General features: G+C 66.7%; 21 protein-coding genes and 1 tRNA gene. 16 read left to right on the top strand and 6 right to left on the bottom strand.

Annotation, left to right across the window (positions count from 1 at the left end; translation table 11 throughout):
• Positions 1-5: 5 nt before the first annotated feature.
• The 5 genes from ASE70_RS16070 to ASE70_RS16090 all read left to right on the top strand — a co-directional run bounded on the left by ASE70_RS16070 (position 6) and on the right by ASE70_RS16090 (position 6,648).
• Positions 6-2,144 (top strand): M3 family metallopeptidase, encoded by a 2,139-nt coding sequence (locus ASE70_RS16070; RefSeq protein WP_056507039.1) that lies wholly within the window; start codon positions 6-8, stop codon positions 2,142-2,144.
• Positions 2,145-2,418: 274 nt separating this feature from the next.
• Positions 2,419-3,711: a 3-methyl-2-oxobutanoate dehydrogenase (2-methylpropanoyl-transferring) subunit alpha gene (locus tag ASE70_RS16075; protein WP_056507040.1), complete on the top strand. Its 1,293-nt coding sequence runs from the start codon at positions 2,419-2,421 to the stop codon at positions 3,709-3,711.
• A gap of 10 nt (positions 3,712-3,721) precedes the next feature.
• Complete coding sequence (locus ASE70_RS16080) at positions 3,722-4,726, top strand: alpha-ketoacid dehydrogenase subunit beta (RefSeq protein WP_056507278.1); 1,005 nt, start codon at positions 3,722-3,724, stop codon at positions 4,724-4,726.
• Positions 4,727-4,731: 5 nt separating this feature from the next.
• Complete coding sequence (locus ASE70_RS16085) at positions 4,732-5,934, top strand: dihydrolipoamide acetyltransferase family protein (RefSeq protein WP_056507046.1); 1,203 nt, start codon at positions 4,732-4,734, stop codon at positions 5,932-5,934.
• A 9-nt stretch (positions 5,935-5,943) separates the two neighbouring features.
• Entirely contained in the window at positions 5,944-6,648 is a 705-nt protein-coding gene (locus ASE70_RS16090) for a PdaC/SigV domain-containing protein (protein ID WP_056507049.1), read from the top strand.
• Between the two features lie 77 nt (positions 6,649-6,725).
• On the opposite strand, the gene ASE70_RS16095 is transcribed toward ASE70_RS16090, so the two are convergent.
• A complete protein-coding gene (locus ASE70_RS16095) occupies positions 6,726-8,495 on the bottom strand; it encodes a DUF885 domain-containing protein (RefSeq protein WP_056507051.1) in 1,770 nt (589 codons plus the stop codon).
• A 65-nt stretch (positions 8,496-8,560) separates the two neighbouring features.
• Positions 8,561-9,280 carry a uracil-DNA glycosylase gene (locus ASE70_RS16100; RefSeq protein WP_082451081.1) on the bottom strand — a complete coding sequence of 240 codons (720 nt, stop codon included), beginning with the start codon at positions 9,278-9,280 and terminating at the stop codon, positions 8,561-8,563.
• 22 nt (positions 9,281-9,302) lie between these two features.
• Between ASE70_RS16100 and folK the strand changes: the two genes are divergently transcribed.
• Entirely contained in the window at positions 9,303-9,779 is a 477-nt protein-coding gene (gene folK, locus ASE70_RS16105; RefSeq protein WP_056507054.1) for a 2-amino-4-hydroxy-6-hydroxymethyldihydropteridine diphosphokinase, read from the top strand.
• Positions 9,780-9,794: 15 nt separating this feature from the next.
• Positions 9,795-9,870: transfer RNA gene (locus ASE70_RS16110), tRNA-Lys, on the top strand.
• Positions 9,871-9,878: 8 nt separating this feature from the next.
• Here the strand turns inward: ASE70_RS16110 and ASE70_RS16115 are convergent.
• Complete coding sequence (locus ASE70_RS16115) at positions 9,879-12,323, bottom strand: TonB-dependent receptor domain-containing protein (RefSeq protein WP_235519999.1); 2,445 nt, start codon at positions 12,321-12,323, stop codon at positions 9,879-9,881.
• Between the two features lie 285 nt (positions 12,324-12,608).
• Here ASE70_RS16115 and ASE70_RS16120 point away from each other — a divergent pair, with 285 nt between their 5' ends.
• The 3 genes from ASE70_RS16120 (at position 12,609) to ASE70_RS16130 (ending at position 15,710) form a co-directional block, all read left to right on the top strand.
• Complete coding sequence (locus ASE70_RS16120; protein ID WP_056507061.1) at positions 12,609-14,435, top strand: methyl-accepting chemotaxis protein; 1,827 nt, start codon at positions 12,609-12,611, stop codon at positions 14,433-14,435.
• A gap of 37 nt (positions 14,436-14,472) precedes the next feature.
• Positions 14,473-15,174, top strand: coding sequence for a phosphatase PAP2 family protein (locus ASE70_RS16125; protein ID WP_056394619.1), 702 nt, complete (start codon positions 14,473-14,475; stop codon positions 15,172-15,174).
• Positions 15,175-15,260: 86 nt separating this feature from the next.
• Positions 15,261-15,710: a hypothetical protein gene (locus tag ASE70_RS16130; protein WP_156347241.1), complete on the top strand. Its 450-nt coding sequence runs from the start codon at positions 15,261-15,263 to the stop codon at positions 15,708-15,710.
• Between the two features lie 45 nt (positions 15,711-15,755).
• On the opposite strand, the gene rnc is transcribed toward ASE70_RS16130, so the two are convergent.
• Complete coding sequence (gene rnc / locus ASE70_RS16135) at positions 15,756-16,466, bottom strand: ribonuclease III (RefSeq protein WP_082451083.1); 711 nt, start codon at positions 16,464-16,466, stop codon at positions 15,756-15,758.
• Complete coding sequence (gene lepB / locus ASE70_RS16140; protein WP_056507064.1) at positions 16,421-17,242, bottom strand: signal peptidase I; 822 nt, start codon at positions 17,240-17,242, stop codon at positions 16,421-16,423. Before lepB ends, rnc begins: the two co-directional genes overlap by 46 nt.
• A gap of 114 nt (positions 17,243-17,356) precedes the next feature.
• Here lepB and pgi point away from each other — a divergent pair, with 114 nt between their 5' ends.
• Positions 17,357-18,865 (top strand): glucose-6-phosphate isomerase, encoded by a 1,509-nt coding sequence (gene pgi / locus ASE70_RS16145; RefSeq protein ID WP_235520000.1) that lies wholly within the window; start codon positions 17,357-17,359, stop codon positions 18,863-18,865.
• Positions 18,862-20,211, top strand: coding sequence for a glutathione-disulfide reductase (gene gorA / locus ASE70_RS16150; protein WP_056507066.1), 1,350 nt, complete (start codon positions 18,862-18,864; stop codon positions 20,209-20,211). Before pgi ends, gorA begins: the two co-directional genes overlap by 4 nt.
• Positions 20,212-20,283: 72 nt before the next feature.
• Here the strand turns inward: gorA and ASE70_RS16155 are convergent, their stop codons facing one another.
• A complete protein-coding gene (locus ASE70_RS16155; RefSeq protein ID WP_056394627.1) occupies positions 20,284-21,549 on the bottom strand; it encodes a dicarboxylate/amino acid:cation symporter in 1,266 nt (421 codons plus the stop codon).
• Between the two features lie 71 nt (positions 21,550-21,620).
• Here ASE70_RS16155 and glmM point away from each other — a divergent pair, with 71 nt between their 5' ends.
• The 4 genes from glmM (at position 21,621) to ASE70_RS16170 (ending at position 25,049) form a co-directional block, all read left to right on the top strand.
• A complete protein-coding gene (gene glmM, locus ASE70_RS16160) occupies positions 21,621-22,961 on the top strand; it encodes a phosphoglucosamine mutase (RefSeq protein WP_056507070.1) in 1,341 nt (446 codons plus the stop codon).
• Positions 22,961-23,137 (top strand): DUF1272 domain-containing protein, encoded by a 177-nt coding sequence (locus ASE70_RS19380; protein ID WP_082438714.1) that lies wholly within the window; start codon positions 22,961-22,963, stop codon positions 23,135-23,137. Before glmM ends, ASE70_RS19380 begins: the two co-directional genes overlap by 1 nt.
• 171 nt (positions 23,138-23,308) lie before the next feature.
• Positions 23,309-24,463, top strand: a complete 1,155-nt coding sequence (gene thiD / locus ASE70_RS16165) for a bifunctional hydroxymethylpyrimidine kinase/phosphomethylpyrimidine kinase (RefSeq protein WP_056394631.1) — start codon at positions 23,309-23,311, stop codon at positions 24,461-24,463.
• Entirely contained in the window at positions 24,456-25,049 is a 594-nt protein-coding gene (locus ASE70_RS16170; RefSeq protein WP_056507073.1) for a ribonuclease HII, read from the top strand. The genes thiD and ASE70_RS16170 overlap by 8 nt, the downstream gene beginning before the upstream one ends.
• The last annotated feature ends 47 nt before the right edge of the window (positions 25,050-25,096 follow it).

Raw genomic sequence — 25,096 nt, forward strand, 5'->3', positions numbered from 1 at the left:
TGTTGATGATCGTACGTCTCGGCGCGTTGCTCGCCACGACCGCTTTCGCGCTTCCGGCGAATGGAGCCGCCATGCCGCAAACCCCGACTGCCGCCGCCGCCATCGACGCCACCCCGCTGACCGCGAAATGGGGCGGCCCATATCAGGGGGTGCCGCCATGGGACAAGGTGACGCCGGCGATGTTTCCGGCCGCCTTCCCGGTGGCGATGGCCGAGATGCGCCGCGAGATCCACGCGATCCGTGACGACAAGCGACCGGCGACGTTCAGGACGGTCATCGAACCGCTGCAACTGGCCGGCGAGATGATGGACCGCGTCGGGTCGATGTGGGGCGTCTATACCAGCAACCTCACGACGAAGGAGGTGCAGGCGATCGATCGTGAATGGTCGCCCAAACTGTCGGCGTTCAACGACGAACTGTTCCTCGACCCGAAACTGTTCGCCCGGATCAAGGCGGCGTACGACAGCCGCGCCAAACAGAATCTGAACCCCCAGCAATTGCGCTTGCTGGAGCGGACCTATCGCAGCTTCGTCCGGCGCGGCAGCCTGCTGACCGATGCGCAGCGTCAGCAGGTCAGCGGCCTGAACCAGCACCTGTCGGTCGCCTATAACGACTTCAGTCAAAAGGTCCTTGCCGACGAGGAGACGTGGATCGTCGTCGACGATGCCAGGCAGTTGGCGGGCCTGCCCGACAGCTTCGTCGCATCGCTGAAGGCGGCGGCCGACGAACGCGGCCTTGCCGGCAAATGGGCGATCGTGAACACGCGGTCGTCGGTCGCGCCGGTGCTGACCTATGCCACCGACCGGGCTTTGCGCGAAAAGGTCTGGCGTGCCTTCACCATGCGCGGCGACAATGGCGGCGCGAACGATACCAAGGCGACAATCGCCACGATCCTGAAGCTGCGGCAGGAGCGGGCGAAGCTGCTCGGCTTCCGCAACCACGCCTATCTCCGCATGGACGACACGATGGCGGGCACGCCTGCCAATGCGAAGGCGCTTATGATGCGCGTCTGGCCCGCCGCCGTCGCGCGCGTGCGGGAGGAAGTGGCGGACATGCAGGCGCTTGCCGTCAAGGACGACGCGACCATCACCATCGCGCCATGGGATTATCGCTTCTATGCCGAAAAGGTGCGCAAGGCGAAGTACGACCTCGATGAAAGCGAGGTGAAGCCGTATCTGCAACTCGACAATATCCTTGCCGGTGCCTTTTATGCGGCGGGACGGCTCTACGACCTGAAGTTCACCGAGAATACCGGGCAGATTCCGGTGTTCGAAAAGAATGTCCGGACCTTCGTCGTGACCGACGCGCGGACGGGCAAGAATGTCGGTGTGTTCTATTTCGATGCGTTCGCCCGTTCGGGCAAACGATCGGGGGCATGGGCGACCCGGTATCGCGGCCAGCAGAAGCTGGGCGGTGAGACCAACGTGCTGGCGTCGAACAACAATAATTTCGTGAAGGGTGCGGCCGGGCAGCCGACGCTGATCAGCCTCGACGATGCGACGACGCTGTTCCACGAATTCGGCCATGCGATCCATTCGCTGTTGCAGGACGTTACCTATCCGGGTCTTGCCGGCACGCCGCGCGACTTTGTCGAATATCCCAGCCAGGTGAACGAAAACTGGTTGCTGACCCGCGACGTGCTCGACCACTATGCCAAACATTACCAGACCGGCCAGCCGATGCCGCAGGCGCTGGTCGACAAGATCGAGAAGTCGTCGACCTTCAATCAGGGTTTCTCGACGGTCGAGTATCTGTCGTCGGCGATCGTCGACATGGCGTTGCATGATCGCGAGACGCCGGTGACCGACCCGGCGGCGTTCGAGCGCGACACGCTGGCGCAGATCGGGATGCCCAAGGAAATCGTGATGCGGCACCGCCTACCGCAGTTCAATCACCTGTTCTCATCCGACGCCTATTCGGCGGGCTATTATTCCTATCTGTGGTCGGAAACGATGGACGCCGACACCTGGGCCGCGTTCGAGGCGACCGGCAATGTCTGGGACAAAGCAACGGCGGATCGTTTCCGCAAGACGCTGCTGTCGACCGGCAACGAAACCGACCGCAAGGAAGCCTATCGCGCCTTCCGTGGACGCGACCCGGACGTGACCGCGCTGTTCAAACGCCGCGGCTTCCCGGTCCAGTAATTTCCTCCCCGGCACGGGGAGGGGGACCAGTGAAGCTGGTGGAAGGGGGGCGTCCGCATACGGACGCGTTGCGAGCGCGGACATCCCCTCCACCGTCCTGCGGAAGGTCCCCCCTAAATGGGAAGGATTGTCGGTCGCCGCTTCTCCCCATTTCGACGAAAGCGCCCGCCGGACCCATCCACCCTCTCGCCAAGCGCGTTGAAATTATATAACAAGCGCGTGTAACGAGTCTGCGCGACCGAAACCGGCGACGTGGAAGCGACATGGAGAGTGCATGACCGGCGATAGCCGCACGAATCTGCCGCGCCTCGCGCTGCATGTGCCCGAACCCAAATTCCGTCCCGGCGACGCGGTCGACTTCGCCGACGTGGCCGTGCCCGCCGCCGGCGCGCAGTCGCGTCCCGATACGACCGCTGCGCCCGACAGCTTCCACGAACTGGCCTACACGCTGGTCCGGGTGCTCGATGAACAGGGGCAGGCGGTCGGCCCGTGGAACCCGCGCCTCGACCCGGACGTGTTGCGGCGGATGCTGCGCCACATGGCGACGGTCCGCGCCTTCGACGAGCGCATGTTCCGCGCGCAGCGGCAGGGCAAGACCAGCTTCTACATGAAATGCACCGGCGAGGAGGCGATCGCCGTCGCTGGCACGATGGCGCTCGACCGCGACGACATGACCTTTCCCAGCTATCGTCAGCAGGGCATCCTGATCGCGCGGGATTACCCGATGGTCGAGATGATGAACCAGATCTACTCGAACCGCGGCGACAAGTTGCAGGGCAAGCAGTTGCCGATCATGTATTCGTCGAAGGACTATGGCTTCTTCTCGATCTCGGGCAACCTGACGACGCAATATCCGCAGGCGGTCGGCTGGGCGATGGCGTCGGCATCGAAGGGCGATACCCGCATCGCGGCGACGTGGTGCGGGGAGGGGAGTACGGCGGAAGGCGACTTCCACTCGGCGCTGACCTTCGCCACCGTCTATCGCGCACCGGTGATCTTCAATGTCGTCAACAACCAGTGGGCGATCAGCAGCTTTTCGGGGTTCGCGGGGGCAGAGGCAACGACCTTTGCCGCGCGCGCGATCGGCTATGGCATCGCCGGCCTGCGGGTCGACGGCAATGACGCGCTGGCGGTTTATGCCGCGACGGCATGGGCGGCCGAGCGTGCGCGGACCAATGCCGGCCCGACGCTGATCGAGCATTTCACCTATCGGGCGGAGGGGCACTCGACCTCGGACGATCCGTCGCAATATCGATCGGCGGGCGAACCGACGGCATGGCCGCTCGGCGATCCCGTCGCGCGACTGAAAGGGCATCTGATCGCGATCGGCGAGTGGGATGATGAGCGTCACGCGGCAATGGATCGCGACGTCGCCGAACGCGTACGCGCGGCGCAGAAGGAAGCGGAAACCAACGGCATCCTTGGCCACGGTCTGCATCAACCGCTCGACACGCTGTTCGACGGCGTGTTCGAGGAAATGCCGTGGCACCTGCGCGAGCAGCAGGCGCAGATGATGGCCGAGGAGGAAGCCTCCGGCCGCCCCTGGGCGCGAAAGGAGGGGCACTGACATGGCGCGGATGAACATGATCCAGGCGATCAACTCCGCCATGGATGTCATGATGGATCGCGATCCGAACGTGATCGTGATGGGCGAGGATGTCGGTTATTTCGGCGGGGTGTTCCGCGCGACGGCGGGCCTGCAGAACAAATATGGCAAGACGCGCGTGTTCGACACGCCGATCACCGAATGCGGCATCATCGGCGTCGCGGTCGGCATGGGGGCCTATGGCCTGCGTCCGGTGCCCGAAATCCAGTTCGCCGATTACATCTATCCGGCGCTCGACCAGCTGGTCAGCGAGGCGGCGCGGCTGCGCTATCGCTCGGCGGGTGACTTCATCGCGCCGATCACGGTCCGCTCGCCGTTCGGCGGCGGCATCTTCGGCGGGCAGACGCACAGCCAGTCGCCCGAAGGCATCTTCACCCACGTATCGGGCATCAAGACGGTGATCCCGTCGACGCCCTATGATGCCAAGGGGCTGCTGATCGCCGCGATCGAGGACAATGACCCGGTCCTCTTCTTCGAACCCAAGCGCATCTATAACGGCCCGTTCGACGGCAATTGGGACAAGCCGGCGCAGAACTGGTCGAAACATCCGCAAGGCGAGGTGCCCGAGGACTATTACCGGATCGAACTGGGCAAGGCGAAGGTCGTGCGCGAAGGCGCGGACCTGACGATCCTCGCCTATGGCACGATGGTCCATGTCGCGCAGGCGACCGTGGAAGCGGCCGAAATCGACGCCGAAATCCTCGACCTGCGCACGCTCGTGCCCCTCGATATCGAGGCGATCGAGGCGTCGGTGAAGAAGACCGGCCGCTGCATGATCGTGCACGAGGCGACCCGAACGGGCGGCTTCGGTGCCGAATTGTCGGCGCTGGTGCAGGAACGCTGTTTCCACCATCTCGAAGCGCCGATCGAGCGTGTGACCGGCTTCGACACGCCGTATCCGCACAGCCTCGAATGGGCGTATTTCCCGGGGCCGGTCCGCATCGGACAGGCGCTCAAGAAAATCATGCAGGACTGACCGCCATGGCACGTTTCTCCTTCCGCCTGCCCGACATCGGTGAAGGCATTTCCGAGGCCGAGATCGTCGCGTGGCACGTGGGCGTCGGCGACCGTGTCGAGGAAGACGGACGCCTTGCCGACATGATGACCGACAAGGCGACGGTCGAAATGGAAAGCCCGGTCGCGGGCACGGTGGTCGAACTGGCGGGCGAGCCGGGCGATCAGGTGGCGATCGGCGCGACGCTGGTCGTGATCGAGACGGCCGAAGAGGTCGTGCAGCCGGCCGAGCCCGAGCGGGTCGAGGCGGAAAATCCGGGCTTGGAGGAGGTCGCAATTCCTCCCCGTGAACGGGGAGGAGTTTTGGCCTCACCCGCCGTTCGCGCCCGCGCGGCCGACCTTGGCATCGACCTGTCCGCCGTCCACCATGACGGCCCCCATATCCGCCACGCCGACCTCGACGCGTACCTCCGCTACGGCAGCGCGCAGGGTTATCGTGCCCCCAACGCCTCCCGCACCCGCCCGGACGAAACCGTCAAGGTCATCGGCATGCGCCGCCGCATCGCCGAGAACATGGCGGCGGCCAAGCGCCACATCCCGCACTTCACCTATGTCGAGGAAATCGACGTCACCGCGATGGAGGCGATGCGCGCCGACTTGAACGCAGGCCGTGGGTCCCGGCCGAAGCTGACCATGTTGCCGCTGCTGATCGTCGCGATCTGCCGCACGCTGCCCGATTTCCCGATGCTCAACGCGCGTTACGATGACGAAGCAGGGGTGGTGACGCGGTTCGGGCGGGTGCATCTGGGCATGGCGGCACAGACCGATGCCGGGCTGATGGTGCCGGTGATCCGAGACGCGCAGGACCTGAACCCGTGGCAGCTCGCGACCGAGATCGTTCGGCTGGCCGAAGCCGCGCGGACCGGCAAGGCGACGTCGGAGGAACTGTCGGGCGGCACGATCACGGTCACCTCGCTGGGGCCGCTGGGCGGGATTGCGACCACGCCGGTCATCAACCGTCCCGAAGTCGCGATCATCGGTCCGAACCGCATCGTCGAGCGTCCGGTGTTCCGCGCGCGTGCTGGCGGCGGCGAGGAGATCGTGAAGGCCAAATGCATGAACCTGTCGATCAGCTGCGATCACCGCGTCGTCGACGGCCATGATGCCGCCAGCTATGTCCAGGCGTTGAAGCGGCTGATCGAAACGCCGGTGCTGTTGTTCGCCGACTGATCGCGGAGGATGCGGGCCAGGTTGACGATCGCCGTACCGATGCTGGCGGCGATGGTGCTGCCCGCGGTCGCGCAGACAACCGCCGATTTTTCATTCGACTACAGCTACCCGGTAGAGGCCGCCCGCATCGCGCCGCTCAAGGCGTGGCTCGACGCGGAGAAGGCGCGGCAGCATAGATGGCTCGCCCGTGCCGCAGCCGACGTACGCCGGGAGGCGAAGGCGGCCGGCGTGCCGTTCCGGGCGTTCGACATGCAGACCGGGTGGCAGGTCGTGGCAAATACACTGCGCTTCCTCAGCCTGTCGTCGTCCAGCTACAGCGATACCGGCGGTGCGCATGGCAATGGTGCGTCGGGCGGCCTCGTCTGGGACAAGCGGGCGGGGCGGCGCATGGATGCCACCGCGCTGTTCGTCTCGACCGCCGCGTTCCGGTCGGCGGTGATGACGCCGTGGTGCCGTTGGATGCGGGCCGAGCGCACGCGCCGCGTCGGGCAGGATGCCGGCGATACCATCTTCGGCCAATGCCCACCGGTCAAGGATGTCACGGTGTTGCTCGGGTCGTCGACCGGACGGGCGTTCGACCGGATCGGCGTGATCGCCGACCAGTATGTCGTCGGGTCCTATGCCGAGGGTCCGTATGAGCACACGCTGCCGGTGACGGCGGCGGTGCTGCGCGCGGTGAAGCCCGAATATCGCGGGGCCTTTGCAGCGCACTGATCCTCCCCGGTACGGGGAGGATTTTGCGTCGTCGCGAACCTGAATCCGTAACCCTTCCTCCCCGTGCCGGGAGCAGTTCAGATGATCGGTTCGTCGAACATCAGCGCGCGGACGAACCGCACCGGCGGCGATCCGTGTGAGATCGCGCTATTGTTGTAGCGCATCAGGTCGAACCTGCCGCCCGCGCGACGTTCGGCTTCGCGACGCATGTCCATATGCTCGCTATACCCCACGAAATAGCTGAGTAACTGCGTCGACCCCAGCCGGGCGCGGGTCCATTTGCCGGCGGCCTCGCGCTCCTGCTGGAATGCGCCTTCCATCATCAGCTTCATCGCCTGTGCTTCGGTCAGCCCCTCGGTATGGATGCCGATGTCGAGAAGGGTGTTGGTGATCGACCGCATCCGCATCTTGAGCACGGTCAGCTTGAACAGCGGATCACCGTCGAGATAGTCGGCATCCGCCATCAGCCGTTCGGCATAGACCGCCCAGCCTTCGACGAACGGACCCGACGACAATACCGCGCGCAGCACCGACTTATTCTCGTTGCTGTGCGCAATCTGGAGGTAATGGCCCGGCATCGCTTCATGGATCGACAGGTCGTGGAGCATGTAATCATTATATTCGCGCAGGAACGAGGTCGTCTGCGCGTCGGTCCAGTCGGCCGGGATCGGCGACACGGCATAGAAGGTGCCGAGATTCTTTTCGAGCGGGCCGGGGCTGTCGCAATAGGCGACGGCGACACCCTGCTGGAATTTCGGCATCTCGATGATCTGGACCGGGGTGGTCGGCACCCGCACCAGCTTCTTCTCGCGCACGAACGCCGTCGCCTGTTCGAGCGTCGCGCGCGCCTTCGGCATCACCTGCGACCGGGTCGGGCGGCGGGCATAGCTCATTTCGAGGGCGGCCTCGATCGCCTTTTGTTGCTGCACCGGGGTCGGTCTGGCGGGCGTGGCCGGGGCCTTGGGGCGACCGCGCAGCACCATGCGCGCCTGTTCGTACATCTCGGCGCGGGTGTCGGCGGCGGCGCGGACGGCGCGGGCCTTGATCTCGGTCCGCGACAGCGGCGACAGGAGCGCGAACTTCACCTTCTGATCGTATAATTCGGGCGACAGGCGGAATTCGCCCTTGGCGGCGGGTACCAGCACCGTGTCGAGCCAGCGTTGCTGTTCGGCGGTCGCGGTCTTCAGCGTCGCGACGGCGCGGTCGAACTTCGCACGGTCGCCGCGGTTCAGCGTGGCGCGGTGGGGTGCCAGCATCGTCTCGACGATCTGCAGGATGCCGTCATTCTGTTTGGCGACGGTGGTGGCGTAGATGGCGGGGACGCGTTCGGGGACGATGCTGGCGCGCATCTGCGCATACATGGTCGGTACCTGTTCCATCCGCCGCGTCGCCGATCGCAGCCGCTGCGGCCATGGCGCGAAGTCGCGCGCGGCCAGCGCGTACAGGCCGCCGGAAATGGTACCGGCCGCCCCCTGCGGGTCCCATGCAAAGGGTTGCAGGACTTCGAGCGTCCACAATTGATAGCGCAGGTCGTTGTCGAGCAACGCCGCATCGACCTGATCGTCGCGCGACAGTGTCTCGCGGGGAATGGCGTTCAGTTCGAGCAGCGTTGCGCGCAGAAACTCGGCATCGCGGGCGCGACCGGCGGCGGACAGGTCCTCGACCTCGCTGTCATGGGCGTGATTGCCGAGTGCGGTGGCATAGCCCGGATGCAGCTTCGCCATGCCGTCGAGATAGCGTTTCGACAGCCGCGCGAAATCGCCGGCCGGACCGGTTTGCGCCAACGCCGGAAAGCTGCCGGCCAGCGGCGCGAGCGCCATCAGCGCGACGAAATGGCGGCGATCCATGTGGCAATTCCCCCTATATTCTCTGCCGGCCACGCTACCGGGCCGGTGCCGCCGCACAAGCGGATTCAGCGTGCCTCGCGCAGTTCGATCGCGCGGGCGAAGACCGCCGCGAACATCTCGGGCGTCAGTCGCCCGGTATTCTGGTTGTAGCGCGAGCAGTGATAGCTATCGATCAGCGTGATCCCGCCGGGCATGGTGTGTTCGGCCAGATGCGCGAACGGTGCCTTGGGCAGGCGACCGCCCAGCACTTTGACCGCCGACTGGTGCGCGATGGCCCCCAGCGCGACGACGACGCGCAGCGACGGCATCGCCGCCAGATCGGCGTCGAGGAACGGGCGGCACGTGCGGATTTCCTCAGGCGACGGCTTGTTTTCGGGCGGCAAGCAGCGGACGGCGTTAATGATCGCGATCCCCTTGGGCACGGGCGCGTCCTCGACCCGGCCGGTATAGGTGCCCTCGGCCAGCCCGGCGGCGATCAGCGTGTCCCAGAACAGCGGCCCCGACCGGTCGCCGGTAAACGGGCGGGCGGTGCGGTTGGCACCCTGCAATCCCGGCGCGAGGCCAATGATCGCCAGCCACGGATCGGGATCGGCCAGCACCGGCACCGGCGCGTTCCACCATGTCGGATGTTCGATGCGCAGCTTTTCGCGCAGGTCGACAAGGCGTGGGCAGCGCGGGCAGTCGCGCGACGGTTCGGCAGCGGACGGCTCGGCGGCGGGAGCGGCTTCGAGCGGGGCGGGGATTGTGGCGTCGGGGTCGAGCGGGGCGGGGGTGGTGATTTCCATGTCCGCGCGATAGGCGCGGGCGATGACGACCTCAACCTATGCGATTGCGATCGGATCGAACCGGCGGGGGCGACATGGCGGTCCGGCCGCCGCGATCCGCGCGGCGATCGCGGCGCTGCAGGGGGTAAGCGCGGTCGCGCCGGTCATCGGCAGCGCGCCGCTGGGGCCGTCGCTGCGGCGCTATGCCAACACGGCGGTGCTGATCGACAGCGATTTGTCGCCGCCGGCGCTGCTGATCCGGTTGAAGGCGATCGAACAGGCGTTCGGGCGGCGGCGCGGGCGGCGCTGGGGATCGCGCGTCCTCGACCTCGACATCGTCCTGTGGTCGGGGGGATGCTGGTCGGGGCCGGGGCTGACCGTGCCGCATATCAGCTTTCGCGAGCGCGACTTCGTGCTCGGTCCGCTCGTCCGGATCGCGGGCGACTGGCGCGATCCGGTGAGCGGACGGACGGTGCGGCACCTCCATCATCTGGTTGACCGCGCCCGTCCGCGAGATTAGGGGACGTCGCTTCGTGGGCCCGTAGCTCAGTTGGTAGAGCAACGGACTTTTAATCTGTAGGTCTCGGGTTCGAATCCCGACGGGCTCACCACCGCACCTTCAGAAATCGAACCGTGCCGTGGCTGAAATGGCGCGGCCGTTGAGCAGGCGTCCGCGCACGATGCCGCTGGTCGGGATGCGGTCCTCGTCGATGCCGGTCAGCGCCACCACGTCGAACAGGTTGGTGGCGTTCAGCGACAGCAGCAGCCGGCCGGTCGCATGGACCTGTGCAAAGGCGTTGGTGGTGACATAGCCCGGCATCTTCAGCAGGTTGACGTCCTGCGCGAAGCTGTCGGTGGTGCCGATCAACACCGCGCCTACCGCGAACCGGTCGGTGCTGATCTGCGGCGTCGCCTGAAAGATCAGGCTGGCCTGATGGCGCGGCTTGTTGCCGTTGACGGTCAGATCGACCCGGTCGCGGACGATGGTGGCGTCGGTATAGGTCGCGCCGCCGTTCAGGCTGAACAGCCCCATGCGGAACCCGCCTTCGAATTCCAGACCCTTCGCATTGTAATCGCGGGCGATCACCGCCCCGGTCGAGGTGTTGATGTTCGAATCCTGCGCATCGACATGGAAGCCGGTCAGGTTCAGCGTCAGGTTCGGCTGGCGGTATTTCACGCCGATCTCGGCCTGCTTGACCGGGTCGTAGGCGGCGGACGGAATGGCGAGCCGGCCGGTCGCATTATCGATGACCGAACCGAAGGTGATGCGGTCGGCATTGGCCCGCGCACCCCGGCTGTAGCGGGCGAACACCGCCAGCGGCTCGGCGATGCGGAAGTTCACGCCGGTCGAATAGGACAGATAACGATAGGTATAGTCGACCAGCCCCGGTGCGGTCGGGGTCACGCCGACGCGCTGTTCGGGCGCGGAGATCACGCCGTCGCCATCGATGTCGCGGGCGACCTGTCCGACCCGGCCACCGCCCAGTTCGACGCCGAACACCTGCCCCTTGGCACTGCCGACGTCGTAGCGCAGGCTGCCGCCGATCGACACGCGGCCAATCTTGTAATTGGCCGACGCGAACGGCGCGTTGACGCTGTAGTTCAGGCGGAGCGTGCGGCGCTGCGTGCCCGACAACGGGTTATGGGCATAGATGCCGCCCGCGGTGCGCGCCACGCCGGCGCTGGTGAAGACGTCGAGCAGCTCGGCATCGCCGCCGCCCTTCACCTCGGTGATCGCCGTGCCGTACAGGATCGAGGTGTCGATCGCCTGCCGCGCGGCATAGAAGCCGGCGGTGGTGGTCAGATCGCCGTCGCCGACCTTCCACACGCGGCTGGCGCGCAGGTCGTTGGTGACGTTGCCGACATCGGCCTGCCGCCGGTCGCGGATATTGTAGATGCCGATCAGCCCGTTGCCGTTGAGCGCGGTCGGATCGGCGATCGACGTGCCGGCGTTCGCGCCGCTGGCGTAGCGGAAGCTGCCGCCGGTCGCGCCGAGCCGGGCGAGGGCCGCCGCCGGCGTCAGGTACAGTGCGGTGAACGGACCGACCAGCCCGCCGCTGCGGCTCGACACGCGGAAGCGGTCGATGACCGTCCAGTCGCCGAGCGTCACCGCGGTTTCGACGCCGAAGGCGAGTTGCCTGACGTGCTGGCCCTTGCGGATATCCTCGACGATCGGCTGGTTGCGTTCGTCGAGCACGACGAAGGATTGCAGCGCGCGGGTCGACAGCGTGTCGCGGGTCGGATCGAAATTGGCGACGGCGCGCAGTTCGGGGTCGTCGTTGCTGCCCGAAATACGGAGCGGGACCGAGTCATAGGATGGCGAGCGGTCGTCGAGATATTTGCCGTACAGCCGGATATAGCCGCCGGTGAATTCGCGGGTGACGTTCGCCTTGATCTGGCCGCCGCGCTGCCCGTCGAAACCGATGCGGCGCACACCCTCGCCCTGACGATAGAAGCCACCGATATGAAAGCGGGTATTGGCGTCGATCCGGCGGCCATAGTCGAAATCGGCACGATACTGGTCGAAATCGAGTCCGGCGCTGAGTGCCACTGCGCCGCCATCGCGTTCGCCGGTTTTCGAGATGAAGTTGATGATGCCGCCCGGCGCGTTCGAGGCGAAGGTCGATGCGGAGCCGCCGCGGATCGCCTCTACCTGCGCGAGGTTCAGGTCGACGCGCAGTGCGGTGTCGGCGCTGGCCCCGACGATGTCGCCGAACTCCATGACCGGCAGGCCGTCTTCCTGCAACTGGATGAACTTCGCGCCCGAAGACGATAGCGGCAGGCCGCGAATGGTGATGTTCGAGATGCCGTCGCCGGTCGGTGCTTCGGCCAGCACACCCGGAATGTCGCGCAGCAGTTCGCCGATCGAACGCGGTGCCAGGTTGGCGATCTCGGCTTCGCGCAGGACGCTGGTCGACGTCGCGCTGTCGAGTCGGTCGCGGCCCTTGGCAACGCCGGTCGTCACGGTATCCGCACCCGCCGGTTGCTGCGGCGGCTCCGTCGAAAGCGCCGGTGCCGCGGCCAATACCCATGCCATTGCCGTCGTCGACAGACTCAGACCCATCTTCATCCTCCCCGCAATTATCGTCGATGCGATCTGGCAGGATTTATTTGTCGTTTGGTTAAGAGCGTAATCAATCGAAAGACCGGTCGTCGAAAACCGATGACGACGACCCTGCCTGGTCTTTGCGGAACAGGTAATCGTCGCGTTAGGCGCTTGTTAGCCATCTTCGCGTATCTTGGCCGAGAAAATGGTATCGCGAGATGGGCGTCCGAAGCGGTCCGGTCGGTGGCGACGGCCAAGGGATCGGCAAAGGGGATGGGACCGTTGATGCGGGTGCAAAGAGCGATGATCCGGTTTCGGGACGGCTCCACGCGCACGAAGCTGACGATCGCGTTCGGCATCTTGCTGGCGACCGCGATCGTGATGATTGCGCTGGTCGCGCACCAGATCGATTCGATCCACCGATCGGCGGACCTCAATCAGCAAAGTGCCAAGATCATCCGCCTGTCGCACATCGCCGAAAAGGGCGTGATCCGCGTCAACTCCCAACTGCGCGGCGTGCTGCTGACCGGCAATTTCGACTATCTCGACACCTATTACGAAGGGCGCGCGCAGTTCGTCGGGTCGATGCGGACCTTGTCGACGCTGGTCGATCGGCCGGAACAGCGCGCCTTGCTGCGCGACGCGGTCATCGCCTTTGCCGACTGGAGCCGGCATTACAGCGACCCGCTGGTAACGATGGCGCGGGAGCCGGGCGGGCGAGAACGAGCGGCACAGGTGTTGATCGCGGCCGGTGCAAAGGCGCGGGTGACCTACATCAACAAGATGATCGAAGCGGTACGCGACAGCGAGGAACGGCGCATCGCCATCCGCGAGGCGGAATTGCACGAGACGATGAAACACGCCTTCATCGCGCTGGGCGGGGGCGGTATCGGCCTGATGGCGATCGCCGCGGCCATGGGATGGCTGCTGACGCAGTCGATCGCGGTCCCGCTGGCGCGGCTGACCGGCATCGTCGATGCGTTGGCACGGCGCGATTTCGCGGTCAGCATAGCGCCGGAGCATCGCAAGCGGCGCGACGAGATCGGCCGGATCGCCCGGTCGCTGGAAGTCTTCCGCGTTGCCGGCATCGAGAATGAGCGGCTGGAAGCCGAAGCGCGGCGGTTGACCGACGCCCATGCCCGCGACGCCGAGGATGCGGCCCGGCGCGTCCGGATCGATGCCGAGCGCGACCGCGATACCATCCGCATCATCGGCGCGGGACTGGCCGCGATCGCACGGGGCGATCTGACTTTCCGCCTGCACGCCGGGCTGTCGGGCGATGCGGCGGTGCTGAAACAGGATTATGATTCGGCGCTGGCGCAACTGGGTGGCTTGCTGGCCCGGGTCGACCAGATGGTGCGGGCGGTCGACTGCGAGACGCGCAGCGTCGTCGTCGTCGCGGAACAACTGACCCAGCGGACCATCGAACAGTCGGACGCGATCGGCGTGGTCGGCGATCGGTTGACGCAGGTCACGGCCCTGATCGACCGCAACACCGTCGGGGTTCGGCGGGTCGCCGAGGTTGCGCATTCGACCGGGCAGGCCGCCGAACAGTCGCGCCGGACCGTGGCGGAGGCGGTGCGGGCGATGGCACGGATCGACGAGAGTTCGGAACAGATCGGCGCGATCGGCGGGCTGGTCCGCTCGATCGCCGAACAGACGCATCTGCTGGCCCTCAACGCGCAGATGGAGGCGGCCCGTGCCGGCGCGGCGGGCAATGGTTTCGCGGTCGTCGCACGCGAAGTCAGTCAGCTCGCCACGCGGTTGCGGGTGGCGAGCCACGACATCGCCCAGTCGCTGTCGTCCGCCCGGTCGTGCGCGGTCGAGGGCGTCGATCTGGTCGGGGCGGCCAGCGGCAAGCTGGCCTCGATCCTGCGCGATGTGAAGGAGATGTCGACGCTGGTCACCGATCTGGCGGGCGCGGCCGAGCGGCAGGCGCGCGACGTGCAGGACGTGGACGGGCGGATGCGCGACATCGCCGGCGTCACCGAACGCAATGCGGTGGCCGCGGGCGAGGCGGGCGAGACGCTGGCCCGGTTGTTGACCGGGGCCGATGCGCTTGCGCGGTCGCTGGCGCAGTTCCGTATTCCGGGCGCGATCGAACCGGCGGCGCTGCCGGCCGCTGCCTGAAGCGATTGTACGTGGCGACGGGCGTCCGTTTCGTCGCGTGCCGCGTTCGGTCGGCATGGTCGATCCGCTGCGCCCCGAACCCCGTCCGTCCCGCCGGTTGCCATGGAGCATCATCGGCATCGCGATCGCCGGATGCCTGTTGCTGGTCCTGTTCTTTCTGGGGACGCGGGTCGTGGAGGGCGATACCTTCGCGCTCGACCGGCGGTTGCTGCTGGCATTGCGCGGAAGCGATGGCGCACCGCTCGGTTCGGCACGTTTCGCGTCGATGGTGCGCGACGTCACCGCGCTGGGCAGTACGACCGTGCTGACGATCGTCATCGTCTTCGTCACGCTGCTGCTGGCCAGCATGGGGCGGTGGCGCACCGGGGCGCTGGTCGCGCTGGCCTGTACCGGCGGCATGCTTGCCAATGTGGCGCTCAAGCATGGGGTGGCGCGGGCACGGCCCGATCTGGTCCCGCATCTGATGACGGAGACGTCGAACAGTTTCCCCAGCGGCCATGCCGCCAATTCGGCGATCGTCTATCTGACGCTGGCGACGCTGGCATGGCCGTTGCTGCGGCGTCCGGCGGCGCGTGCCTTTGCGATGACGGCGGCGGTGCTGCTGGTCGTCGCGATCGGCGTCAGCCGGGTCTATCTGGGCGTGCATTGGCCCAGCGACGTGCTGGCCGGGTGGCTGTTCGGCGCGCTGTGGGCGATCGGGTGGTGGCGGATCGAGTTGCGGGTACTGGGTGGCCGGTAACGACGGAAACCTTTGCCACGTCGGGCGCGTGGGCGTAGCGTTAGCGCAAACAATATCGTCCGATGCGATAGACATAGGAGAGAAGCATGACGGCAAGGTTCGCTTTGGTCGCGGCGGCGCTGATATTCGGTGCGGGCGCGGCGCAGGCCCAGACCCCCGGTGGTGCTGCCCCGTCGACCGACGGCCGGCTGGGCAACGATACGTCGCGCAGCGCCACCAGCGATCGCGATCAGCAATTCGCGCTCGACAATCTGCGCGACGAAGCGGGCACGACGACCAATGCCCGACCGACGCGGCGTAACACCAATCGCATGGTTCCGGCCGTCGCCGCCGATCTGCTGGTCGGTGCGAACGTGTATGATTCGTCGGGCGCGGCGCTCGGCACGATCGAGGCGGTGAAGCCCGAGGGTGTTCAGCTGCTGTCGGGCAGTTCGCGGGCGATGATCCCGGCGGACGTGTTCGCGGTGAAGGGCAACCGGCTGATGCTGAACGTAACCAAGGCCGAATTCGACAAGCAGACCGGCGCCGCGAAATAAGGCGGCAGGGCCGGTCGCTGTCCGCCGCCGGGCAGCGGGACCCGCCTATCCGCCGAGTTGCGCCAGCATCGCCTTGGCCGCTGCGGTCTCGGCCTCCTGCTTCGACGTGCCGGTGGCCTCGACCGCGGCGAGTTTGCCGACCGTCACGCGGACGGTGAAGCGCGGGGCATGGCCGGGGCCGCTCTTGTCGACGATCGCATATTCGGGTGGGCGGCGGTTATGCGCGGCGGCCCATTCCTGCAACGCCGATTTCGGGTGGCGCGGCACGCGTAGCTGCGCATCGATCCGCGACGACCAGAGGTTGCGGACCAGCGCGCGCGCGGCATCGTGGCCGTGGTCGAGATAGAAGGCACCGATCAGCGCCTCCATCACGTCGCCCAGCACATTGTCGCTGTCGCCCGCGCCATCGTCGCGCGCCTGCTTGCCGAGTTTCAAATGGGGAACGACGCCGATCGCCCGTGCGATGTCGGCACAGACCGCGCCGGTGACCAGCGCGTTGAACCGTTTCGACAGCGCGCCTTCGCTTTCGGCGGGAAAGCGTTCGTACAGCCATTCGGCGACCGACAGGCCGAGCACGCGGTCGCCGAGAAACTCGAGCCGCTCATAGGTCGCCTGCGCGGTGCTGCCATGGGTCAGCGCCCGCTGATATTCGTCGATGCGGGTCGGGGCGCGGCCCAGCGCCTGTTCGACCCAGCGGGTCAGGGCGTTGCTCAGAAGCCTTCCCCGATCCGGCTCCACCGTGCCGCCGAAACCCATGTCCATGGCAGCAGCCACTGCGCCGAGCCGTCGGTCGAGAAGAAGTTCACGACCGCCTTGCCCTCGATATTCTGAAGCGGCACGATGCCGATCCCGCCGCCCTCGCGTGCGGGGAAGCGGCTGTCGGCGCTGTCGTCGCGATTGTCGCCCATCAGGAACGCGTGGCCGGTCGGCACGGTGAACACGCCGGTATCGTCGGCTTCGGTCGTGCCGAGGTCGAGGACGTTGTAGCTCTTTCCGCCCGGCAGCGTCTCGCGGAATTGCGGATAGGCGCAGACCGGCTTGTCGGCGACGACGCGCTGAAATTCATAGGCGCAGTCGGTGTTGGGCGACACCGGCACGACGAAATCGGGCATACGCTGCTTCGGGATGGCCTTGCCGTTCAGGAACAGCTGGCCGCCGCGCATCTGCACCGTGTCGCCGGGAATGCCGATCACGCGCTTGATATAATCCTGTCTGGCGGTCGGCGGGGCCTTGAACACCACCACGTCGCCCCGCGCCGGGGTACGCGGCAGGATGCGGCCCGGGATCAGCGGCAGGTTCCACGGCAGCGAATAGCGCGAATAGCCGTAATTCCATTTGGTGATGAAAAGATAGTCGCCGATCAGCAGCCGCGGCTGCATCGACCCCGACGGAATCGAAAAGGGCGAGAACAGGAACGATCGGATGATGAACACCACGATCGCCAGCTTCAGCAGGAAGACCATCAGGTCCGCCCCTTCCGAACGCTTCGGCTTGGAGCTGGCGGGAGTCGCGGGGACGGTGTCGAGAGCCATGCTTCGCCCATGCGGGGGGCGGGGCGGGGCGTCAAGCGGTTGGGTGACGATAGAAGGGTGTGGACCTGCCCCCGCCATCCGCCCTAGGGCACGTCGTTAGTCAACCGACGACAGATGAGGCACGATATGGCGATGCAGGACTGGTCCGCGATCGAAGCGCTGAAGCAACCCAAGCTGACCGAACTGTTCGCGAACGACCCCGACCGGCTGGGCAAGCTGACGCTCGACGTCGGCGGCATCCATTTCGACTTTGCCAAGACGCATCTCGACGATGCCGCGCTGGCGGCCTTTACCGGGCTGGCGACGACGATGGAACTGGCCGCCAAGCGCGACGCTCTGTTCAGCGGGCAGGTCATCAACGTCACCGAGGGCCGCGCCGCGACCCACACCGCCGAACGTGGCGAGGGCAATCCCGAGGACGTCGCGCAGGCGCGCGCGTTCCAGGCGCGGATGCGGCAGGTGATCGACGCGATCGAGGCCGATGCGTTCGGCCCGGTCCGCCACATCCTGCATGTCGGCATCGGCGGATCGGCGCTCGGTCCCGACCTGATCTTCGACGCGCTGGGTCGCGATGAGGACAAGTACGACGTCGCGATCGTGTCGAACGTCGACGGCGTGGCGATGGAGGAGGCGCTCAAGGGCTTCGATCCGGCCGCCACGCTGCTGGTCATCGCGTCCAAGACCTTCACCACCACCGAGACGATGCTGAACGCCGGGTCGGCGCTGGCGTGGATGAGCGAGGGCGGGGTCGAGGACCCCTATGGCCGCGTCATCGCGCTGACCGCCGCGCCGGACAAGGCGGTGGAATGGGGCGTCGACGAAACCCGCGTGCTGCCGTTCATGGAGAGCGTCGGCGGGCGCTATTCGCTATGGTCGTCGATCGGCTTTCCGTTCGCGCTGGCGCTGGGCTTCCAGGCCTATGAAGAACTACTCGAAGGCGCAGCCGAGATGGATCGCCATTTTCGGCTGACCGAGTTGCAGCACAACGCGCCGGTCCTCGCCGCCTTTGCCGACCTCTATTATTCGCAGGTGGCAGGGTGCGAGACGCGCGCGACCTTTGCCTATGACGAGCGGCTGCGGTTGCTGCCATCGTATCTGCAGCAGCTCGAAATGGAATCGAACGGCAAGTCGGTGACGGCGGCCGGCGAGCCGCTCGGCCGCAATTCGGCGGCGATCACCTGGGGCGGGGTCGGCACCGATGCGCAGCATGCGGTGTTCCAGCTGCTGCATCAGGGGACGCGGATCGTCCCGCTCGAATTCGTCGCGGTGGTCGAGGCGGGCGACACGCTGGACCCCGGCCATCACCGGCAGTTGCTGCTCAATGCGTTCGCACAGGGGGCGGCGTTGATGGCGGGCAAGCATAACGACGATCCGGCGCGCGCCTATGCGGGCGACCGGCCGTCGACGACGATCCTGTTGCAGGATCTCGACGCCCGCGCGCTGGGGGCGCTGATCGCATTCTACGAAGCGCGGACCTTCGTGAACGCGGCACTGCTCGGCATCAATCCGTTCGACCAGTTCGGCGTCGAGCTGGGCAAGGAAATGGCGAAGGCAGCCGATCGCGGTGGTCAGACGTTCGATGCGTCGACCAACGACCTTCTGGCACGGGCAGGACTTGCATGAGCGATTACGAGTACGACCTTTTCGTCATCGGCGCGGGATCGGGCGGCACCCGCGCCGCCCGCGTGTCGGCGGCGCATGGCGCGAAGGTGGCGGTGGCCGAGGAATATCGCGTCGGCGGTACCTGCGTCATCCGCGGCTGCGTGCCCAAGAAGCTGCTGGTGTACGGCGCGCATTTCGCCGAGGATCTGCGCGATGCGAACGCGTTCGGATGGGACGTGCCGACGCAGTGCAACTTCAGCTGGCAACGGCTGCGCGACAATGTGCTGAGCGAGGTCGACCGGATCAACGGTGCCTATACCAGCACGCTCGAAAATCACGGCGTCGAGATCATTCATGAGCGCGCGACCGTCACCGGCCCGCATTCGGTGAAGCTGGCCAGCGGGCGCGAAGTGACCGCCGAGCGCATCCTGATCGCGGTCGGGGCGCGGCCGGCGGTGCCCGACTGCCCCGGTTCCGAACACGGCATCACATCGAACGAAGCCTTTCATCTCGACGCGATTCCCAAGCGCATCCTGATCGCGGGCGCGGGCTATATCGCCAATGAATTCGCCGGCGTGTTCCACCAGTTCGGCGCGCACGTCACGCTCATCAACCGCACCGACGTGATCCTGCGCGGCTATGACGAATCGATCCGCGACCGGTTGCTGCAAATCTCGATGACCAAGGGGATCGAGTTCCGATTCCACGCCGCGTTCGAGGGGATCGAGAAGGGCGAGGATGGCTGCCTGACGGTCAAGATGTCGAACCATGAGCCGGTGACGGTCGACATGGTGATGTTCGCGACCGGGCGCGTGCCGAACACCGACGGGCTGGGGCTGGAGTCGGCGGGCGTCACGCTGGACGACAAGGGTGCGGTACAGGTCGACGACAAGGCACAGTCGTCCTGTCCGTCGATCTATGCGGTCGGCGACGTCACCAATCGCGTACAGCTGACCCCGGTCGCCATTCGCGAGGGACAGGCGTTCGCCGATCGGACCTATGGCGGCAAAGAAGTGACGATCGATTACGACTGCATCCCGGCAGCGGTATTCAGCCATCCGCCGATGGCCGGCGTCGGCATGACCGAGGGCGAGGCGAAGTCGAAGCTGGGATCGGTCAAGGTCTATCTGTCCGACTTCCGCCCGATGAAGAACGTGCTGGCCGGGCGCAACGAACGCGCGTTGTACAAGATGATCTGCGACGACGTGACCGGGCGGATCGTCGGGCTGCACATGATCGGGCCGGACGCGCCGGAGATATTGCAGGCGGCGGCGATCGCGGTGAAGGCCGGGCTGACCAAGGATCAGTTCGACCAGACCGTCGCGCTGCACCCGACGATGGCCGAAGAACTGGTGTTGATGAAGTAGGGGGGCGGAAGGGACGTTCCGGATCGCTGCCGCGAGCGGAACGCGAAAATCCTCCCCGTGCCAGGGAGGAACTCAACCCTCCGCCAGAATCGCGTCGGCCTCGCTCATCCGTTCCCCGCCGACCCGCTCGCCGATCACGGTCGTCACCGCGACGTTCATCGTCACATTGCCCAGCGTCCGGACGATATCGGGCAGCGTCTCCACCGCGACCAGCAGCGCCAATGGTTCGACCGGCACACCCATCGCCACCGCGATCGGCGCGATCGAGGAGACGAAGCTGATCTGCCCCGGCAAACTCGCCGCGCCCATCGTCGTGATCGCCCCCGCCGCGATTCCTGCCGCGATCTGCCCCGCGCCGAGCGGCACGCCGAACACATGTGCGACATAGAGCGCGACGCCGAGGTTCATCGCCGGCCCGGTCGCACGGAACAACGCCACCGCCATCGGCAGCACCACGCCCGACGTCGCCACCGGTACGCCAAGGTCGCCCGATCCCTTCAGCATCGCCGGCAGCGACGCGAGCGAGCTTTGCGTCGAGATCGCCACGGCCTGTGCCGGGGCGGTTCCTTTCAGGAAACGGCCGATCGACACCCGTCCGCCGAACCGTGCGAGCGGATAGGCGAGCAGCCAGATCGACAGGCCGACGGTCATCAGCACCAGCACATAATGGACCAGCGCCCCGAACGCCGCGGTACCGGCGCGCGCGCCGACGACATACCCCAGCGCGAACACGCCGATCGGTCCCAGCCACAATACCCAGTTGATGACGATCAGCATGGTATCGGCGATCGCCTGGAACAACCGCACCAGCACATGGCGATTGTCCTGCGGCAACCGCGTCATCGCAAAGCCGAACACCAGCGTGAACAGGATCAGCGGCAGGAACTGGTCGTTCGCCGCCGCCGATACCGGATTCGTCGGCACGATCGCGACGAGGAAATCGGTGAAGGGCGGGACCTTCGCGGCCGGGGCGGCGGTCCCGAACGTCGCGCGCAGCGCCTGTGCGGCGGTCTCGCCCAGCGGAAAGATGTCGAGCAGCGACAGCGTGACCAGCGCGCCCAGCGCCGACGACGTCCACAGGATGACGATGAACAGCAGCAACGATCGCGTCGCGATCCGGCCCGCCCGCGCCGCCTCCGCCGTCTGCGCGATGCCGGTGATGAGCAGCGCCACCACCAGCGGCACGATCGTCATGCGCAGCGCGTTCAGCCATGCGGTGCCGATCGGTTCGGCGATGGCGATGCCCGACAGCGCGGTGTCGGGCGATTGCCCGGCCAGCACGATGCCCAGCGCCAGCCCGGCACCCAATCCCGCCAAAATTCGTGTCGCCTGCGACATGCTCGCCCTTTTAACAAAGTGGCGGTAATAGCCGCGCCACGCAAAGGCTCAACCTGAAGGCGTATGGGACGATGGCAAGGAAATATTTCGGAACCGACGGTATCCGCGGGCTGACCAACGCGCGGCCGATGACCGCCGAAATGGCGATGCGGATCGGCATGGCGGCGGGCGCGCATTTCCGGCGCGGCGATCACCGCCACCGCGTGGTGATCGGGAAGGACACGCGGCTGTCGGGCTATATGCTCGAAAACGCGATGGTCGCGGGCTTCACGTCGGTCGGCATGGACGTGGTGCTGGTGGGGCCGATGCCGACCCCGGCGGTGGCGATGCTGACCCATTCGATGCGCGCCGATATGGGCGTGATGATCTCCGCCAGCCATAACCCGTTCCACGACAACGGGATCAAGCTGTTCGGGCCGGACGGGTACAAGCTGTCCGACGCCGACGAACTGGCGATCGAGGTGCTGATCGATAGCGAGATCGACCTGTCGGCACCGGGCGATATCGGCCGTGCCAAGCGGATCGAGGATGCGCGCGGCCGCTACATCCACTTCGCCAAGTCGACCTTTCCCGAAAATCTTCGGCTCGACGGCATGAAGCTGGTGATCGATTGCGCCAATGGGGCTGCCTATAACGTCGCCCCCTCCGCGCTATGGGAATTGGGGGCGGAGGTCATCGCGATCGGCGTGACGCCCAATGGCAAGAACATCAACGACCGCGTCGGATCGACCGCGCCGCAACTGCTGTCGGAAACGGTGGTCGCGTCGGGCGCGCAGATCGGGATCGCGCTGGACGGGGATGCCGATCGGCTGATCGTGGTCGACGAAGCGGGTCGGGTGATCGATGGCGATCAGTTGATGGCGACGATCGCCGCCAGCTGGGCACGCGCCGGACGGTTGAAGGGCGGCGGGCTGGTCGCGACGGTCATGTCGAACCTCGGCCTCGAACGGCATCTGTCGGCACAGGGGCTGGGGCTGGTCCGCACCGCGGTCGGCGACCGCCATGTCCTCGAGAAAATGCGGACATCGGGATATAATGTCGGTGGCGAACAGTCGGGGCATATCATCCTGTCCGACTATGCGACGACCGGCGACGGCCTCGTCGCTGCATTGCAGGTGCTGGCCGAGGTGCGGCGCGCCGGTGCGCCGGCGAGCGAGGTGCTGCACCGGTTCGATCCGTTGCCGCAGTTGCTCAAGAATGTCCGCTTCGCCGGCGGCAAGCCGCTCGACGATCCGCGGGTCAAGGATGTCGTGTCGGGGGTCGAGGCCGAACTGGCCGGGCGTGGACGGCTGGTGCTGCGCGCGTCGGGGACCGAGCCGGTGATCCGGGTCATGGCCGAGGGTGACGATGCCGGCCACGTCGAACAGGTCGTCGATCGCATCTGCGACGCGGTGCGGCAGGCGGCGGCCTGATGCTGGACATGAAGCCGGCATGCGAACGCTGCGCCGCGCCGTTGCCGGCGGCGGCGCATGGCGCGTTCATCTGTTCGCGGGAGGACACGTTTTGCGCCGATTGCGCGGACGAACTGGATGAGGTGTGCCCGAACTGCCGGGGTGAGTTGGTCGACCGCCCGACCAGGCGCAAGTAAATCCTCCCCGCTCCGCGGGGAGGGGGACCAGCGAAGCTGGTGGAGGGGGGTATCCGCATACGGAACCGTTGCGTTGCGCGGCAAACCCCCTCCACCGTCCTACGGACGGTCCCCCTCCCCGCGGGCGGGGAGGACTTTTAACGGCTCCTTACCGCTGCTAACGCCACCCCCATGACCACACCCCGCATCCTGATCGTCGCCGGTTCCGACTCCGGCGGGGGCGCCGGTATCCAGGCGGATATCAAGACCGCGACGATGCTCGGCTGCCACGCCATGACCGCGATCACCGCGATCACCGCGCAGAACACGCTGGGCGTCGATGCCGTGCATCCGGTCCCGACCGACATGGTCATGGCGCAGATCGATGCGGTGGTCCGCGATATCGGTGTCGATGCGGTCAAGATCGGCATGATCGGATCGGCGCGCACCGCCCATGCGCTGGCCGACCGGTTGCGCGACCTGCCCGGCATTCCCGTCGTCTTCGATCCGGTGATGATCGCGACCAGCGGCGCGCGGCTGGCCGACGAAGCCACGGTCGCGGCGTTCGAACGGCTGATGGCGGTGGCGACGGTGGCGACGCCCAACCTGCCCGAACTCAAGACGCTGGGCGGGGCCGATGCGGTGCTGGGTCACGGCTGCGCGCTGCTGGAAAAGGGCGGGCATGGCGAGGGTGAGGTCGTGATCGACCGGCTCCACCAGCGCAAGGCGGGCACCGCGCCGCTGGTCGAATGGTCGGCACCGCGCGTCGACGGCATGGCGACGCACGGCACCGGCTGTACGCTGTCGACCGCCATCGCGTGCGAACTGGCCAAGGAATGGACGCTGGCCGAAGCGATCGGCCGCGCGCGCAGCTTCGTGCGGATCGCGATGCTGGGGGCCGACGAACTGGGGCGCGGGGCAGGGCCGATGGCACAGCAGGGGGTGCGGCTCGACCTCAACCAGTCGCGCTGGTCGCCGATGCTGAACCAGGTGACGGTGCCCGCCAACGACGTGCCGGCCAGCGAGCATTTCTACCGCCTGCTGGGCCTCAAACCCATCGTCCGGTCCAGCCGCCGCTATGCCCGGTTCGAGACCGAAGGGGGCGCGACCTTCTCGATCGAGATGACCGAGGAACGCAAGGTGCCGGCGGTCTATTTCGAGGTCGGCGATCTCGACGTGATCGTCCATTATCTGCGCGGGCAGGGCGTATCGTTCGCGCAGGAGCCGATCGACCGGCCATGGGGCTGGCGCGAGGCGCGGCTGTTCGATCCGGCGGGCAACGAGGTCTGCCTGTATCAGGCGGGCGAGATGCGGCGTTTTCCGCCCTGGCGCATCGCCGATGCCTGACTGGAGCCACGAGGCGCGCCATGTCGGGCCGGTGGCTGGGGTGGACGAAGCGGGTCGCGGCCCGCTGGCCGGGCCGGTGGTCGCTGCGGCGGTGGTGCTCGACCGCGATTGCATCCCCGATGGCCTCAACGATTCGAAACAGTTGAGCGCGAAGCGCCGTGCCGACCTTCACGCCCGGCTGCTCGACTGCGCGACGATCGGCGTCGGCATCGCGACCGTCGAGGAAATCGACCGGTTGAACATCCTGTGGGCAACGATGCTCGCCATGGAACGCGCCGTCGACGCGCTGGGCATGGCGTGCGGCATGGTGCTGGTCGACGGCAATCGCTGTCCCAACTGGTCGCACCCGAGCGTCGCGGTGATCGGCGGCGATGCGATCAGCCTGTCGATCGCGGCGGCGTCGATCGTCGCCAAACAGACCCGCGATGCGATGATGATCGCGGCGGACGTGGAGCATCCGGGGTACGGATGGGCGTCGAACAAGGGGTACGGGGCGAAGGTGCATCTGGAGGCGCTCCGCACGCTCGGCCCGACGCCGCTCCACCGCCGCAGCTTCGCGCCGGTCGCGCAGGCAATGCTTGTTTGAAATCCTCCCCGTGCCGGGGAGGATTTGCGACGAACGGTGGGCTACCA

It is taken from the genome of Sphingomonas sp. Leaf22 (genome assembly GCF_001421715.1).
Taxonomy (GTDB): domain Bacteria; phylum Pseudomonadota; class Alphaproteobacteria; order Sphingomonadales; family Sphingomonadaceae; genus Sphingomonas.